Origin of the sequence: Marinobacterium rhizophilum DSM 18822 (genome assembly GCF_000378045.1) — a bacterium.
Lineage (GTDB): Bacteria > Pseudomonadota > Gammaproteobacteria > Pseudomonadales > Balneatricaceae > Marinobacterium_A > Marinobacterium_A rhizophilum.
This window is the reverse complement of sequence record NZ_KB899099.1, coordinates 44,898-60,708: the sequence shown is the minus strand read 5'-3', so window position 1 is coordinate 60,708 and position 15,811 is coordinate 44,898. Positions and strand designations below refer to the sequence as shown.

Here is a 15,811-nt window from a genome sequence, read left to right as displayed (position 1 = left end):
TTGTCAGACTGTCCCGTAACTAGCCCCGGCCTTCGCGCCGGGGTTTGTCGTTTTAAGAACAGTCCTTTATTCCTTTCTGTTCGCTTCCAGGGGGCGGTTGTAGGCGTCGAAACCTGCGTCGTTACTGGCTCTGCGGCATTTTTTTTGCGTCTGGCGCTTTTAGCAATCAGCGGGTCGTTTTTAGTATCTTTGGCCGGGCGGCTAAGGACTAGACTGGCTCCATTGCTGCTCTTCGCTGTGGCTGTTATTGCACTGCGTTTCGGGCCGCTAGCTGAACGAACTCCTGCGGCGTGAACTGCGGGCATCTGAATTTTTGGGGGAACCGATGAACGCAGCTGAACTGCATCAGGACTCGATCGTTATCGACGGTCTGATTATCGCCAAGTGGAACCGTGAGCTGTTCGAAGACATGAAGAAGGGCGGCCTGACAGCAGCCAACTGCACCGTGTCGATCTGGGAAGGCTTTCAGAATACGGTCAACAACATCGTTGAGATGAACCAGCTGATCACCGCGAACAGCGACCTGCTGCGCCCGGTGCACAGCGTTCGCGACATTCAGCGTGCCAAGGAAGAAGGCAAGACCGGTATCATCTACGGTTTCCAGAACGCCCACGCCTACGAAGACAAGATTGGCTACGTCGAGGTATTCAAGAAGCTCGGCGTTGGCGTCGTGCAGATGTGCTACAACACCCAGAACCTGGTCGGCACCGGCTGCTACGAGCGTGACGGCGGACTGTCTGATTTCGGTCGCGAAATCGTGGCGGAGATGAACCGTGTTGGCGTCATGTGCGACCTGTCCCACGTTGGCAGCAAGACCTCCGAAGAAGTCATTCTGGAATCCAAAAAGCCGGTGTGCTACTCCCACTGCCTGCCGTCCGGGCTCAAGGATCACCCGCGTAACAAGTCTGACGAAGAGCTGAAGTTCATCGCCGATCACGGCGGCTTCATCGGTGTGACCATGTTTGCGCCCTTCCTGAAGAAAGGTATTGAGTCCACCATCGACGACTACGCCGAGGCCATCGAATACGTGGTCAACATCGCCGGCATCGATCAGGTAGGTATCGGTACCGACTTTACCCAGGGTCACGACCAGGCATTTTTTGAAATGCTGACCCATGACAAGGGTTACGCCCGTCGCCTGACCCGCTTTGGCAAGATCATCAACCCGGAAGGCATTCGCACCGTGGGTGAATTTGGCAACCTGACTGAAACCTTGCTGCGCCGTGGCTTCGATGAAGCCTCTGTGCGCAAGATCATGGGTGAAAACTGGGTTCGCGTGCTGGGCGATGTCTGGGGCGAATAAGACGCCCTGTCGACCCTGACTTGGCTTACTGAATAATAAGACGGCACGCCGTTACTGATTAAAGAATTTTGGGAGATACGAACATGGGTGTACATGCACCGGAAATGCCGATCCAGGTTGATGATGAAACCGGCGTCTGGGTTACAGATGCGCTGCCAATGCTGTATGTACCGCGCCACTTTTTCGTCAATAACCACATGGCTATTGAAGAAGAGATCGGTGCTGAACGTTACGCCGACATCCTCTACAAGGCCGGATACAAGTCTGCCTACTATTGGTGCGAGAAAGAAGCCGAGGCTCATGGCCTGTCTGGCGCCGCGGTATTCGAGCATTACATGAAGCGTCTGTCCCAGCGCGGTTGGGGCTTCTTCATTACCGAAGAACTGGACCTGGAAAAGGGTACGGCCCGCGTACGGCTGGAAAACTCAGCCTTTGTCTACCAGTATGGCAAGGTAAACCGCAAAGTTGATTACATGTTCACGGGCTGGTTTGCCGGTGCCATGGATCAGATCGCAGAGAGCCTGGGGTATCCCGTGCGCACTGTTGCGGTACAGACCCAGTGCGCTGCAGAAGAAGGCTGTGATTACGGCATCTTCGAAGTCCGCCCGCTGAGCTGATCGCCAGACTAGACTAGACCAGGCCGGCGCACACTGCGCCGGTTTTATTGCCACAGCATTGCTGTGTGTCAGATTTCCGAGACAATACCGGTGCCGCAGGCCCCGGTTATCCATAAGAGTTACGGGGTGTCGCCATGTCCCAGTACGACGTGCTGTTCCAGCCGCTGAAAATCAATCAGCTGACTATTCGCAACCGTGTGGTCAGTACCGCCCACGCTGAGGTTTATGCCACCGACGGCGGCATGACAACCGACCGCTACGTTAAATATTACGAAGAGAAAGCCAAGGGTGGCTGTGGTCTGTGCATCTGCGGCGGGTCCAGTGTCGTTTCTATCGACAGCCCGCAGAGCTGGTGGAGTTCGGTCAACCTGTCGACTGACCGCATCATTCCCCACTTCCAGAATCTGGCCGATGCCGTGCACAAGCATGGCGGCAAGATCATGATTCAGATCACGCACATGGGGCGTCGTTCGCGCTGGGACGGTGAAAACTGGGTTAACCTGATGTCGCCCTCCGGCATCCGTGAGCCGGTACACCGCGCCACCTGCAAGACCATCGAAGAGGAAGAGATCTGGCGCATCATCGGCGACTTCGCCACGGCCGCCGTGCGTGCCAAGGAAGGTGGCCTGGACGGCGTTGAGCTGTCCGCCGTGCACCAGCACATGATCGACCAGTTCTGGTCGCCGCGTGTCAACAAGCGTACCGACCAGTGGGGCGGCACCTTTGAGAATCGCATGCGTTTCGGCATGGAAGTACTGAAGGCCGTGCGTGAGGCGGTGGGCCGTGATTTCGCGGTGGGCATGCGCATCACCGGCGACGAGTTCCATCCCGATGGTCTGAACCATGACGACATGAAACAGATCGCCGCCTACTACGATGCCACCGGTCTGCTGGACTACTTCGGCGTGGTGGGTTCGGGCTGCGATACCCACAATACCCTGGCCAACGTGATTCCGAACATGAGCTACCCGCCGGAGCCCTTCCTGCACCTGGCGGCCGGCATCAAGGAAGTGGTCAGCGTTCCGGTCATTCACGCCCAGAACATCAAGGACCCGAACCAGGCCAAGCGCATTCTGGAAGCCGGTTACGTCGACTTTGTCGGCATGACCCGGGCACACATCGCCGATCCGCATTTCATTGCCAAGGTCAAGGCGAACCAGGTGGATCAGATCCGCCAGTGCGTGGGTGCCAACTACTGCATCGACCGCCAGTACATGGGTCTGGACGTGCTGTGCATCCAGAACGCTGCGACCTCGCGCGAATACAGCGGCATGCCGCACATCATCGAGAAGACCACCGGCCCCAAACGCAAGGTGGTTGTTGTGGGCGGTGGCCCTGGCGGGCTTGAAGCGGCCCGTGTGGCGGCGGAGCGCGGCCATGCCGTGACCCTGATCGAGCGGGCGGACGAGCTCGGCGGGCAGGTCACGATTGCTGCCAAGGCGCCGCAGCGTGACCAGATGGCCGGTATCACCCGCTGGTTGGCCATGGAAGTCGAACGTCTGGGCGTGGATCTGCGTCTGGGAACATCGGCCAATGCCGACATGATCAAGGACCTGAAAGCCGATGTGGTGATTCTGGCCACCGGCGGCCGTCCGTTCTTGGATCAGAACCCGCACTGGGGCGCAGCCGATGGGCTGTGCGTATCCACCTGGGACATTCTCAATGGCACCGTAGAGCCCGGCAAGAACGTGCTGATTTACGACACCATCTGCGAATTCTCCGGTATGTCGGCTGCCGACTACCTGAGTTCCAAGGGCTCGCTGGTCGAGCTGGTGACCGATGATATCAAGCCGGGTGTCGGTATTGGTGGTACCACCTTCCCGACTTACTACCGCAGCCTGTACGAGAAGGAAGTCATCATGAGCTCCGACATGCTGCTGGAGAAGGTTTACCGCGAAGGCGATAAACTGGTCGCGGTACTTGAGAACGAGTACACCGGTGCCCAGGAAGAGCGCGTGGTGGATCAGGTGGTGATCGAGAACGGTACCCGTCCCAACGAAGAACTGTACTACGAGCTCAAGGCCGGTTCGCGCAACAAGGGTCAGATCGACAATGAAACCCTGTTCGCAGGCCAGGCGCAGCCGGTGCTGTCTGAAGCCGGCGAGGGCATGATCCTGTGGCGTCTGGGGGATTGCGTATCGCAGCGCAACGTCCACGCCGCCATCTACGACGCCCTGCGTCTGTGCAAAGACCTTTAATACGGCCGGCCGGGCATTGCCCGGCCACCCGCCGTGTTAGCTACCCTAACTCTGCGACGGGCCTGGCCTGTCGCACCCTTTTTTGGTGAGGGTGACGCATGATCCTCGACTGGTTACTCCCTGTTCTGATTTCGGCTGCGCTGGTGCTGGCACTGGCCGGCGCCATCAAGCGCGTCAACCTGTGGCGCGCCGGCCAGCCCGATTCGGTCAATCTTATTGCCGGCCTGATGGCCATGCCGCGTCGCTACCTGGTGGATCTGCACCATGTGGTCGAGCGCGACAAGTACATGTCCAACACCCACGTGGCGACGGCCGGCGGTTTCGTACTGTCCATGCTGCTGATCGTGCTGGTGCACCTGTTCGGACTGGAAAGCCGCTGGCTGGCCTGGGCGCTGCTGGCGTCTTCCGTGCTGATGTTCACCGGTGCGGTCTTTGTCTTCCGGCGCCGGCTTAACCCGCCATCGCGCCTGTCCAAAGGCCCCTGGATGCGGCTGCCCAAAAGCCTGCTGATGTTCTCTGCCAGCTTCTTTATCCTGACGCTGCCGGCAGCGGGCATTTTGCCCGAAGACTTCGGTGGCTGGGTGCTGGCGCTGATTCTGCTGGTGGGCGTGGCCTGGGGCCTGAGCGAGCTGGTATTCGGCATGACCTGGGGCGGGCCGATGAAGCACGCTTTCGCCGGCGCGCTGCACCTGGCATTTCACCGTCGTCCAGAGCGCTTCAACGGCGGCCGTTCTACCGGGCTCAAGCCGGTCGATCTGCAGGCCCGTGTGCTGGGTGTGGAAAAGCCGACTGATTTCAAATGGAATCAGCTGCTGGGCTTTGATGCCTGTGTACAGTGTGGCAAGTGTGAAGCCATGTGCCCGGCCTTTGCCGCCGGTCAGCCGCTGAACCCGAAAAAGCTGATTCAGGACATGGTTATCGGCCTGGCCGGTGGCAGCGATGCCAAGTTTGCCGGCAGCCCCTATCCCGGCGTTGAGCTGGGCCATGCCGTGGGCGGCCCGGGCCAGACCATCACTGAAGGCCTGGTGAACCCGGATACGCTCTGGTCCTGCACCACCTGTCGTGCCTGTGTTGAAGAATGCCCGATGATGATCGAGCACGTCGACGCCATCGTCGACATGCGCCGCTTCCTGACCATGGAAAAGGGCAACACCCCCAACAAGGGTGCCGAGGTGCTGGAAAACTTGATCGCCACCGACAACCCCAACGGCTTCGATCCGGGCGGGCGCATGAACTGGGCGGCGGATCAGAACCTGCCGCTGATGTCCGATGTGAAAGAGGCTGACGTGCTGTTCTGGGTTTCCGATGGTGCCTTTGACATGCGCAGCCAGCGCATCCTGCGCGCCTTCGTCAAGGTACTCAAGGCGGCGGGTGTCGACTTTGCCGTACTGGGCGATGAAGAGCGTGATAGCGGTGATGTGGCTCGCCGACTGGGTGACGATGCCACCTTCCAGAGCCTGGCCAAGCGCAACATCGCAGTACTGAACAAATACCGCTTCAAGCGCATTGTGACCACCGACCCCCATGCGTTTCATGTGCTCAAGAACGAGTACGGCGATTTGGGTGGACATTACGAGGTGCTGCATCACACCACCTTTATCAATGAGCTGGTACAGCTGGGTCGTCTGCAGCTGGATACGTTCAAGGGCGGCACCGTGACCTATCATGATCCCTGCTACCTGGGACGCTATAACGGCGAGTACGACTCACCCCGCGACCTGCTCAAGGCACTGGGTATCGAACTGGCCGAGATGGAAAGGTCCGGTTTCCGCAGTCGCTGCTGTGGCGGCGGTGGCGGCGCACCGATCACCGATATTCCCGGTGAGCACCGTATCGCAGACATGCGCATGGAAGATGCGCGCGCGGTGGGGGCAGAACTGGTGGCCGTGGGTTGTCAGCAGTGTACTGCGATGCTTGAAGGCGTTGTGGAGCCACGGCCGCAGATCAAGGATATTGCTGAGCTGGTGTCCGAAGCGCTGATCGAAGGCGCACCGGCGGCCAGAGCCGCAGTCGCTGAGGAGGTGCTGTCATGAGTGATCTGATACGCAGAGACCCCCGTGCCGAGTGGATCGCCCGTAACCGTCTGCACCCGCTGCACGCGGCCATGACGGCGCCTGCAGGCGAAGTGCGCGGGCCTTCCGGTTTGCTGCGCAAGAACCCCCATGGGGTCGGCTTTATCGGCCCCAATGGCATCAAGCGTATCGACCGCTCGGGTGGCAGCAATGCCGCGGCGGGCGGACGCCGGGGTGCGGCCAAGAGTGCCCAGGCCGTTGAGTTGCCGCTGCATGTGGTGGAAGCGCCCGATTTCTACGTTGTCACCGTGCTGGACCTGGTGGGTGGCCGCCTGGGCAGTCACGACAAGGATGTGCTCGGCCAGGCCCACAAGCTGGTGAATGGCCTGGAAGGTAACGGTGCGGTGCTTGCCGTGGTATTTGGCGAGTGCAAGGAAGAGGGCTTTGGCCTGGCGGGCGTCGATCGCCTGCTGCACCTGGAAGGTAGCGAATACGAAGGCTACAGCCCGGAGCAGCGCCTGGCGGCGCTGGTCGAAGTTGAGCGCAGGTTCACCCCGCGCTACTGGCTGTTCCCCGACAGCATCAATGGCGGCAATGAACTGGGCTGCCGCCTGGCGGCGCGCCTGGGCGAGCGCCCGGCGACTCAGGCCTGGCAGGTGGATACGCAGCAGACCCTGTGCCGCGGTGCGGGCGGGAGCAGCGATATTACCCGCGCCACACCACGCCTGCTGTTGCTGGCCGAAGAGTGCGCCGAGCCTGTTGATGAGCGGCGCCATGAGGCGCTGGCCGTGGAACTGGACAGTATTGCACCGAGCCTGGTACGTATCAGGGATTGTGGCCAGGTGGCGGTGGATCCCAATGCGATTCCGCTGGCCGAGGCCGAGTTTATCCTGTCCGCCGGCAACGGTATTCGCGACTGGGATCAGTTCCACCAGGCCGCCGAGCTGCTGGGGGCGACCGAAGGCGCCAGCCGCGTGGTGGTGGACGATGGCTTTATGCCCCGTCCACGCCAGGTGGGTGCATCCGGTACCTGGGTTACCGCGCGGGTCTACCTGGCGGTGGGAATCTCCGGTGCGATTCAGCACATGCAGGGGATTGGACAGTGCGACAAGGTGGTGGCCATTAACCTGGATGCCGGCTGTGACATGGTCAAGCGCGCTGATCTGAGCGTGATTGGCGATAGTCAGGCGGTGCTGGCACACCTGATCGAACTGGCCCGGGAATACCGGCACGGAGCGGCTGAAAATGCAGCCTGAACAGACAGACCGCAACGGGAGGGTCGCACATGACATCTGATCTCAACATCGTTGCCCTGGTGTCCATCGGGCAGCACCCCAAGTCGGGTCGTGCGCGTCGTGCCGAGCAGGATGCGCGCGCCGTAGAGCTGGGCATGCGCCTGGCAGGTGACAACGTGCAGGTGCTGCACGCCGGGGACGCCGCAGAGGAAACCCTGCGCCAGTATGCCGGCATGGGGCTCAAAAGCCTGCGGGTGCTGCAACAGTCGCCGCAAGCAGATGCGGTGGTGGCCCTGGGTGACTACCTGGCGGAGCATCGCGCGGATGTGGTGTTGACCGGGGTGCGCGCTGAAAGCGGCGAGTCATCCGGCATGGCGCCCTATCTGCTGGCCGAAAAGCTGGGCTGGCCGCTGGTAACACGCATTGCCGATATCGTCAGCATCGAGAACGGTGAAGCGCAGATCCTGCAGGCGCTGCCGCGCGGACAGCGTCGTGCCATTCAGGTACGTCTGCCCTTCGTGGCGAGCGTTGACATGGCCGCCCAGGTTGCTCGTCAGAGCGCTTTTGGGCCGGGGCGTCGTGCGGAGCTGGAGTCACTGCCCTGGGTTGAAACGCCGGACAGCGAACGTGCCCAGTTCAAGGAAGCACCGGCCCGCAAGCGGCCCAAGCGCCTCAAGAAGGTCAAGGCCACGACGGCTGCCGAGCGTTTCAAGGCCGCCACCGCCAAGTCCCAGGGAACGGGTGGTCGCATTATCAAGGATCAGCCGCCGACGGAGCAGGCGCAGGCGATTTTCGACCTGCTGCTCGAAGAAGGCGTGCTGCGCTAACAGCCTGCCAAGCGTTTTTGGACGAAATCGACAAGAGCCAGGGCTGCCGCCCTGGCTCTTTTTTTATGGCGCGCGGTTCATTTCATTAACCGGCACTCGACGTTGCCGGACGCTGGCGCCGGTTAACGCTTAACCGTTCGCGGCTCTGACGGGCGGCCCAGGTTGTGCGGGGCGGAACTGCGCGATCGGGTTGCGCAGGGTGCCGGCGAACTTGAGGTTCCTGGCCGGGTCTGCCAGGTCGATCATCTGCCGGTTGTTGCCCAGCTGCAACCGGTTGAGGCAGGACAGGGTGAACTCGTCCGCAAACAGGTCGTAGCGGTCGAACTTGTCCGCCAGTTCCGGGTGCGCCTGCTGGTAGTCGATGATGCTGTCGGCCACCAGGCGCCAGAAGGCCTCTTGCGGAACGTCGCATTGCTCGACCAGGACCTGGCCGAGGAAGCGGAAGAAACAGTCGAAGACGTCGGTAAAAATCGACAGTACCTTCAGCTGTTCCGGCACCTCGACGGACAACCGCTGCACCTTCTCAGACAGCACCACCTCGGTGTTCATGATGGCCGATTCCTCGGCGATGTCCTTCATGATGGCCCTTACCGGCACGTTGTTTTCCAGTACCAGGATCAGGTTCTCGCCGTGGGGCATGAACACCAGGTCATGGGCATAGAAGCAATGCAGCAGCGGGCTCAGGTAGGCGTCGAGGTAGCGCTGCAGCCAGGTTTCGGCATTGAGGCCGGCACGGTTGATCAACGCTGCCAGGAAGGCCTTGCCGTCGGCGTCGATGTGCAGCAGCGCCGCCATGGTCATGAGCCGCTGGTCGTTGCCGAGCTGCGGCAGCGGGCTTTCGCGCCAAAGCGCCGACAGCATTTTCTTGTAGGGGCTGTCGCCCGCGATTGCGGCCTCGAAGTGGGCGTTGCGATAGCCCACGGCCGCCACCTCGCGCAGTATCGAGAAGCCTTTGGCGGCGAGCCAGGGATCCTGTTCGACCAGGGCGTGGATCCAGTCGTTGATCGCCGGCGTAGTGCTCATGTAATAGGGTGACAGCCCGCGCATGAAACCCATGTTGAGGATCGACAGCGCGGTCTTGACGTAGCGTTTGTGGGGCTGGCTGCGGTTGAAAAAGGTGCGGATCGACTGCTGCGCCTGGTAGTGGTCCTCCGCCTCGCCGAGGCAGACCAGGTCGCGGCGGGCGATATCGGCCGCGAATACCGACGCCAGCTTGTTGTACCACTGCCAGGGGTGTACCGGCATCAGCACATAGTCCGCAGGATCCAGCCCGAGCGTCTCGAGCTGCCGGTCAAAGGTGCTGAGGGTGTCCGCCCCCAATTCTTCCTCGAGCAGGGTCCGGTAGGGCAGCGCGCGCAACGAGGCAAATACCGTCTTGCTGCGATAAGCCGCGACCCAGATCAGCCGGATCGGTGCGGCAGCTTCCGGCGTGTAGGCACGGTAGTCCAGGGTATCGAAGCCGATGCGGCCGTTGTTGGCGAGAAAGCAGGGATGCCCTTCCATCATGGCACCTTCAAGTGTCTGGAAGTCGGCGTCAACGAGTGCCTCGCTGCCGAGCCCTGGACGCAGGTGTTTCCAGGCACTGCCGTAAAGGGTGCTGGCGATCTCCTCCAGGTAAGTTGGCAGCACATCGTCGGCAATGCCGAGCCGTTCCCGGTGTTCGATGATGAAGGCCAGGGCGTCCAGCTCGGTGGACGTACCGTCGACACGCTTTTCGATGGATGCGGTGTCGATCGCCCAGTGATCGAGCGCCAGCAGCCGGGCGCGGAACCGGTACTCGATGGCCGCAGTGTCCGTTGTCAGCCGGTAATGTCCCCAGTCCCCCTGCGCGGACTCGAGAGTCGGCGCGATAAGCCGTTCGTGTGACAGTTCCGCGATCGACTTGCGGATGTGCAGGCGGTTGACGCGGGTCCATAGCGCCGGTTCGAGATGAGCGACGGCCTGTTGTGGTGCCGTTGAGAGCGGGGTGGTCATGCTGTCGTAAGTCCTTTGCGTTTGCATATTGGGTTGGGAAGCCGCAGTGCGCGGCGGTACTGCTCGCGGGTACAGAAGGCGAGGTGCGCGGTCTTGCCCGGCAGTTCGATGAAACGGTCATATTCAAAGCCGGCCCGGCGGTTCAGCCTGTGAATGCGATCGTTGTGCATGTCGGGCTCGACGACGACGCGACAAACCTGTTCGTCGCTGAACAGGAACTCCATTACCAGGCTGAATACGGCCCAGCTGAAACCGGCGACGGGGCGATCCGGCGGCGACAGCAGGATATGCATGCCACAGTCGCCGTCTGCGACCGCGTAGTGCCGGCCTACCGGTTCGAGACGCGGGTCATAGCGCTCCAGCAGGAAAGCCGGTTCGCCGTTGCGGTAGCCGAGAAAAATGTTGGACCGGGTGGCGAGCGTGCGGTATTCGGCTTCGACCTCGTCCGCGCTCGCGCCCTGCAGCCCCCAGAAGTGGGCATAGGGGAGCGTCATCCAGCGGTGGAGCAAGGCGATGTCTTCGGGAATGCGCAGCCGGAACAGTTCGAAACGCCCCAGGCCCTGCACGGTTTTGACGAAATGGAGTCTGGTGTCAGGCATTTTCGCTCCTTGTGACTGACGTTGAGTTGAGCAGAGTGGCGGGCGCGGCATCGGGCCCGGCACGCAGCAGGTGTTTCGACAGCAGCAGGGTCACCACCAGGCCACCGGCTGCGATCCAGAACGGCAGCTGCAGACCGAAACGGTCAACCAGCGCACCGGCGCCCCAGGAGGCGAGCAGCACACCCAGGCTCTGAGCCACCTGGATGCGGCTGAAGTCGGTGGCGTAGGCCTCGGGCGAGCTGCGTTCGAACAGCAGCAGGTCGAGCCGTACCGTTACCTGGAACAGCGACCAGCCGAACAGGCCGCGTCCGAGCAGTACCAGCACTTCCTGTTGCGAGGCCTGCAGCACAAGCCCGGCGATACCCGGCAGCAGCGCTGCGGCCAGTGCACTCGGGGCGCCGCGGTGGCGGTTATAGCGCAACCCGAGGAGGGCGATCGCCGCCGGAATGGCGAACACCAGGCCTGAGAGGATCTCGCCATCGAACGTCGAGATCATCTCCCAGTAGCGGGCGAAGAAGGGCCGGATCAGAAAGGCGCTGAAATAAAACAGCAGCATCACCAGCGTCAACCGGTAGATGAAGCGGCTGCTGCGTGGGGCCACAGGCGCTGCCGCGTCCCCTTTGACGGGCGCTGCATACCCGGCGCGGACCAGCACGATGCAGACGAGCATCTGGATGAAATCGCCGCCGGTCATGATCATGAATGCCTGGCGCGGCTCCAGCAGCTGCAGCACGAAGCCGCCGGCCAGTGCACCGAAGATGGCGCCGAAGTGCACCACGACAGACAGCAGGCCAATGGTGTTGCCGTGCCGCTCGGGCGACTCGAGGCGCATGATCAGCGGATAGATCAGCAGGTAGCTGCCCTTGAATGCCACCATCGCCAGCGACAGTATCCAGAAACCCATGATGGTATCGGCGCCGTAGCACAACAGGCTCAGCACGCCGGCTGCCGCCTGGGTCGGAATCAGCAGGCACAGCGCCGGCACCCGGCGTGACAGCCGTGCCCAGAGCGGATAGCTCAACATCACAGCCAGGCAGACGGCGGCCAGGTAAAGACCGACCGCCTGCGGCTCGTCGATACCGTAGACATCGGCGAAGAACTGCGGATAGAAAGGGATCAGCATCGAGTCGCTGATCACCGCGACCAGTGTCATGCCGATCAACCAGGCTTTCAGGCCCCGCTTCATCGACAGGCCTGCCGCTCGAACGTCGCCGGTGCCGGCGCGGCGAACTGCTGGAAGGCGATCGACTGTTCGACCGGGTAATGCTCGACTCCGGTCAGCGAGCGGATGATGCAGGAGTTGCGGTAGCAGGCCATGCCCAGGTCCGGGGTGGACAAGCCGTGGGTGTGCAGTTCCGCATTCTGCACGAAGATCTCGCCACCGGATCGGTCGATGCTGTAATCCCGGCGGGCGTCGTAACGTCCCGCGTCGTCCCAGCGGATACGCGTCGCGATGCCGTCGAGATAGGCCGGGGCGCGCCAGCTGTAGCCGGTCGCCAGGATCAGCCGCTCGCTACGGTGACGGTAGTGCCGGTCCTGCTCCTGCTGGTGGAGTTCAAGCTCCAGGCCGTCGGTCGAGTGCGAGAGTCGCGTCAGCGCCGCGTTGGTATGGAGGTTAACGCGAAGATCCTGCCGCAGCTGCCGGGCATAGAGTTCATCGTAGATGTCGTTGATCAGGTCGCTGTTGATACCCTTGTACAGCTGCTTCTGGGTTCGGTTGAGCTGTGCCCGCTGCGCGGGCGGCAGGCTGTGGAAATAGTCGACGTACTCGGGCGAGGTCATCTCCAGTGTCAGCTTGGTGTATTCCAGCGGGAAGTAGCGGGGAGAGCGGGTGATCCAGCTGAGGTCGAAGCCGTGTCCGCCGCCTTGCTGCAGCAGGTCCTGGAATATTTCGGCCGCGCTCTGGCCGCTGCCCAGCACGGTGATGGAGCCGGTGCCGAGCAGGTCGTCCCGGTTCTCAAGGTAGGCGGATGAATGGATGACGCCGGCGGGCAGCGGTTCGCAACAATCGGGTATATGCGGCGACGGGCCGGTACCGAGCACCAGCTTGCGGGCGCGGATCAGGCCGGCGGCGCCGTTTTTCGATGCCCGGGTATGGAGCCGGTAGGCGTTGGCAGCGCTGTCGTAGTCGATGCGCTCCACCTCGGTGCCGAATCGCAGGTTGGGCAGCCGCGCCACGGCCCACTGGCAGTAGCGGTTGTATTCCTCGCGCAGCAGGAAAAAACTTTCGCGGATATAAAACGGGTACAGCCGGCCCTGCTGCTTGAGGTAGTTCAACAGACTGAAGGGACTGGTGGGATCGGCCAGGGTGACGAGATCAGCCATGAAGGGTGTCTGCAGGCGGGCGCCGTCAAGCATCATCCCCGGGTGCCAGTCAAAACCGTCGTTGCGGTCCAGAAAGATGCCCTCGAGCCCCTCGATCGGCGCCGTCAGGCAGGCCAGGCCGAGGTTGAACGGGCCTATTCCGATCGAGGCAAAGTCATAGATCTTCTCAGACATCGGTGTGCTCCTTTGTTTGAACAGGCTGTTGCTGATTTTCCCGGACGCTGAACCAGGCATCGCCGTGCCGGCGAATCAGTTTCACCACGGCCTGGATATCGCCGATGGCGGTGGCCGGGTTCAGCAGCGTGAACTTGAGATACTGCCGGCTCCCCACCCGAGTACCGGCAATCACCGCCTCGCCCGAGCGCGACAGCGATTTGCGGATTGCCGCGTTGGCGGCATCAACCTCCTCGCAAGAGCTGCCGGGCCGCGGGTTGTAGCGGAACACCAGGGTGCTGAGGCGGGGCTGGTGCAGCACCTCGATACCGGGCTCGGAGAGCAGCAGGAGGTAGGCCTGGCGGGTCAGGTGAATGACCTGGTCGAAGGCCTCGCCGATGCCCCGGGCGCCCAGGGTGCGCAGCGTCAGCCAGAGCTTGAGGGCATCAAAGCGGCGTGTGGTTTGCATACTCTTGTTGACCAGGTTGGGGGTGCCCTCCTGCAGCTGACTGAGCGGGTTCAGGTATTCGGCGTAGTAGGTCACCGCCGACAGGTGCTGCTTGTCGCGCACCAGCAGGGCGCTGCAACTGACCGGCTGCAGGAACGACTTGTGGTAGTCCAGGGTGACCGAATCCGCCTGCTCGATACCGGCCAGCCAGTGCCGGTATTTGGGTGACACCAGCAGGCCGCAGCCATAGGCGGCATCGGCGTGCAGCCAGAGGTCATGGCGGCGACAGATGGCGGCGATCTCGGGCAGTGGATCGATGCTGCCGAAGTCCGTGGTGCCGGCGGTCGCCACCACCGCCATGGGCTGCAGGCCCTGGTCGCGGCAATCGTCAATCTGCTGCTGCAACGCGATACTGTCCATGCGGAAGTAGCGGTCGCAGGGGACCGGAACCACCGCGTCGTACCCCAGTCCCAGGATGGCGGCGGCTTTCTGCACGCTGAAGTGGCTGAGTTCGGAGGTGAAAATGCGCAGCCTGTTGAAGCTTTCCGGCAGCCCGTGCTGCTTGTTGAGGTGGTTCTGTCGTGCGGCGCAGAAGCGATCCCGCGCCAGCAACAGGGCCATCAGGTTGGACTGGGTGCCGCCACTGGTGAAAATGCCGTCCGCCAGATCGCCCAGGCCGATCTTCGCCGCACTCCAGTCGAGCAGCTTCTGCTCGATGAAGGTGGCCCCGGCGCTCTGGTCCCAGGTGTCCACCGAGGTATTGATCGCCGACAGGATCAGCTCGCCCAGCAACGCCGGAATGGCGACGGGGCAGTTGAGGTGGGCGACGTAGCGGGGGTGGTCGAAGTGGACAGCGTCGCGCAGGTACAGCCGTTCGACTTCCGTCAGGGCGGCGTCGAGATCCTCGTGGCACTGGTCCAGATCGATATCCTGGAACGCCGTTGCCAGTTCGTGCGGCAGGATCCCGGTGAAGGGCCCGCTCCTGTCCTGAAGGGTGCGGCGAACGAGACCGATCCCTTGCTGCATGGCGGTTTCGTAGCGTGACAGGTTGTGCGGGGTGAGCAGGGTGTCCCGGGCTTCAGGGCGTAGCGGCCGAACAGTCGGGGGGGTGTCGACGGGCGCGAGTGCGAAGGCTTCCTCTGTCATTCCATGGTCCTTGTAGTCGAGTAACGGGCCGTTGCATTCGCTCGTCGCCGGGTAGCGACATAAATAAGATTGATAATGCGAATGCGAACGATTATTATTCTTGCATGTTTTACCGTATGACTGTCAACAGCCGAAAGGCGGATGGGGGATAAAAATGCGATCGGATGCGGTAAGGGGATACCGGCACGCTGCGGCTGAAAGTGCAGCTTGAACAGGCAGGGGGCGCGGCAGGGTAGACCCTGCGCCAATATGCCGGCATGGGCTCTAAAGCTTGCGGGTGCTTCGGCAGTCGCGCAATGCAGCGGCGATGATGGCCCTGGGCGACTGCCTGGCCCAGCACCGTGCGGATGAGGTGTGGAACGGGGGGCGCGCTTCTGGCACAAGGCGAAATGCCCATTGCCCGGGTTGGAGAGGCTGCGGCCTGTCCCGAATCTGTCCACTTTACCGGTCAGTTTCGCGCCGCGAAAAGTGTGGCACTGTTGGCTGCTCCGCTACGGAGCCCGATGCCTGCTAAATTTACCGGCCCTTGCGATGGGGTAAAAAATAATAATTCCCGGCTGTCGTAAAGAGAATACTTTGTGGCGAGTTTGGATAGTCGCCCGAGCGTCGGCTGGGCTATTCTGTTTTTACAGTCGACGCAGGCAATATCTGCTCAGGGTGAACTCACCATTCACCTGATATTACCGACGGCTCTGTTATCGCATTACCCTGTATCCATTGCGGAAAGTATCGCTTATTCGATGTTTTCCGGTCTTTGTCTGAGCTCGGGTGTTTGCATGCATTCACCTTGAATACTTTGTACCCATCACGGCTTTTATCCGGGCACCCTGCCCGGATTTTTTTTATCTGCAGGATGTCGGTTCACTGAGATTGGTGCCGGCATTAACAGTATTTCCAGCATCACTGGCGGGCTGCGCAGGAGCAGGCTTTATGCGCTGACGCCGCGGGGTTAGCCCGCGTAATTGCCTGGCGGC

Annotated in this window: 11 protein-coding genes; 6 read left to right on the top strand and 5 right to left on the bottom strand. The window is 61.8% G+C overall.

Annotated elements, in window-relative coordinates:
- The first annotated feature begins 325 nt into the window (after positions 1 to 325).
- From F451_RS0113085 to etfB, 6 genes are all read left to right on the top strand, one after another.
- On the top strand, positions 326 to 1,303 hold the full coding sequence (locus F451_RS0113085) for a dipeptidase (RefSeq protein WP_020681826.1): 978 nt from the start codon (positions 326 to 328) through the stop codon (positions 1,301 to 1,303).
- An 83-nt stretch (positions 1,304 to 1,386) separates the two neighbouring features.
- Positions 1,387 to 1,920 carry a 4-vinyl reductase gene (locus tag F451_RS0113080; RefSeq protein WP_020681825.1) on the top strand — a complete coding sequence of 178 codons (534 nt, stop codon included), beginning with the start codon at positions 1,387 to 1,389 and terminating at the stop codon, positions 1,918 to 1,920.
- 134 nt (positions 1,921 to 2,054) lie between these two features.
- A complete protein-coding gene (dgcA, locus tag F451_RS0113075) occupies positions 2,055 to 4,118 on the top strand; it encodes a dimethylglycine demethylation protein DgcA (protein WP_020681824.1) in 2,064 nt (687 codons plus the stop codon).
- Between the two features lie 101 nt (positions 4,119 to 4,219).
- Complete coding sequence (locus F451_RS0113070; protein WP_156826478.1) at positions 4,220 to 6,151, top strand: (Fe-S)-binding protein; 1,932 nt, start codon at positions 4,220 to 4,222, stop codon at positions 6,149 to 6,151.
- Positions 6,148 to 7,386 (top strand): electron transfer flavoprotein subunit alpha, encoded by a 1,239-nt coding sequence (etfA, locus tag F451_RS0113065; RefSeq protein ID WP_020681822.1) that lies wholly within the window; start codon positions 6,148 to 6,150, stop codon positions 7,384 to 7,386. The genes F451_RS0113070 and etfA overlap by 4 nt, the downstream gene beginning before the upstream one ends.
- 29 nt (positions 7,387 to 7,415) lie before the next feature.
- Positions 7,416 to 8,192 (top strand): electron transfer flavoprotein subunit beta, encoded by a 777-nt coding sequence (etfB, locus tag F451_RS0113060; protein ID WP_020681821.1) that lies wholly within the window; start codon positions 7,416 to 7,418, stop codon positions 8,190 to 8,192.
- Positions 8,193 to 8,321: 129 nt separating this feature from the next.
- Here etfB and F451_RS25510 read toward each other — a convergent pair whose 3' ends face one another.
- The 5 genes from F451_RS25510 to F451_RS0113035 are packed head-to-tail and all read right to left on the bottom strand — an operon-like array spanning position 8,322 to position 14,837.
- Positions 8,322 to 10,166 carry an IucA/IucC family protein gene (locus F451_RS25510; RefSeq protein WP_020681820.1) on the bottom strand — a complete coding sequence of 615 codons (1,845 nt, stop codon included), beginning with the start codon at positions 10,164 to 10,166 and terminating at the stop codon, positions 8,322 to 8,324.
- Positions 10,163 to 10,765, bottom strand: a complete 603-nt coding sequence (locus tag F451_RS0113050) for a GNAT family N-acetyltransferase (protein ID WP_020681819.1) — start codon at positions 10,763 to 10,765, stop codon at positions 10,163 to 10,165. The genes F451_RS25510 and F451_RS0113050 overlap by 4 nt, the downstream gene beginning before the upstream one ends.
- Positions 10,758 to 11,951, bottom strand: a complete 1,194-nt coding sequence (locus tag F451_RS0113045; RefSeq protein WP_020681818.1) for an MFS transporter — start codon at positions 11,949 to 11,951, stop codon at positions 10,758 to 10,760. Before F451_RS0113045 ends, F451_RS0113050 begins: the two co-directional genes overlap by 8 nt.
- The gene (locus tag F451_RS0113040; RefSeq protein WP_020681817.1) at positions 11,948 to 13,264 is read right to left on the bottom strand and encodes a lysine N(6)-hydroxylase/L-ornithine N(5)-oxygenase family protein; all 1,317 of its coding nucleotides are present in this window, start codon (positions 13,262 to 13,264) and stop codon (positions 11,948 to 11,950) included. Before F451_RS0113040 ends, F451_RS0113045 begins: the two co-directional genes overlap by 4 nt.
- Entirely contained in the window at positions 13,257 to 14,837 is a 1,581-nt protein-coding gene (locus F451_RS0113035; RefSeq protein ID WP_020681816.1) for a pyridoxal phosphate-dependent decarboxylase family protein, read from the bottom strand. The genes F451_RS0113040 and F451_RS0113035 overlap by 8 nt, the downstream gene beginning before the upstream one ends.
- Positions 14,838 to 15,811: the final 974 nt, after the last annotated feature.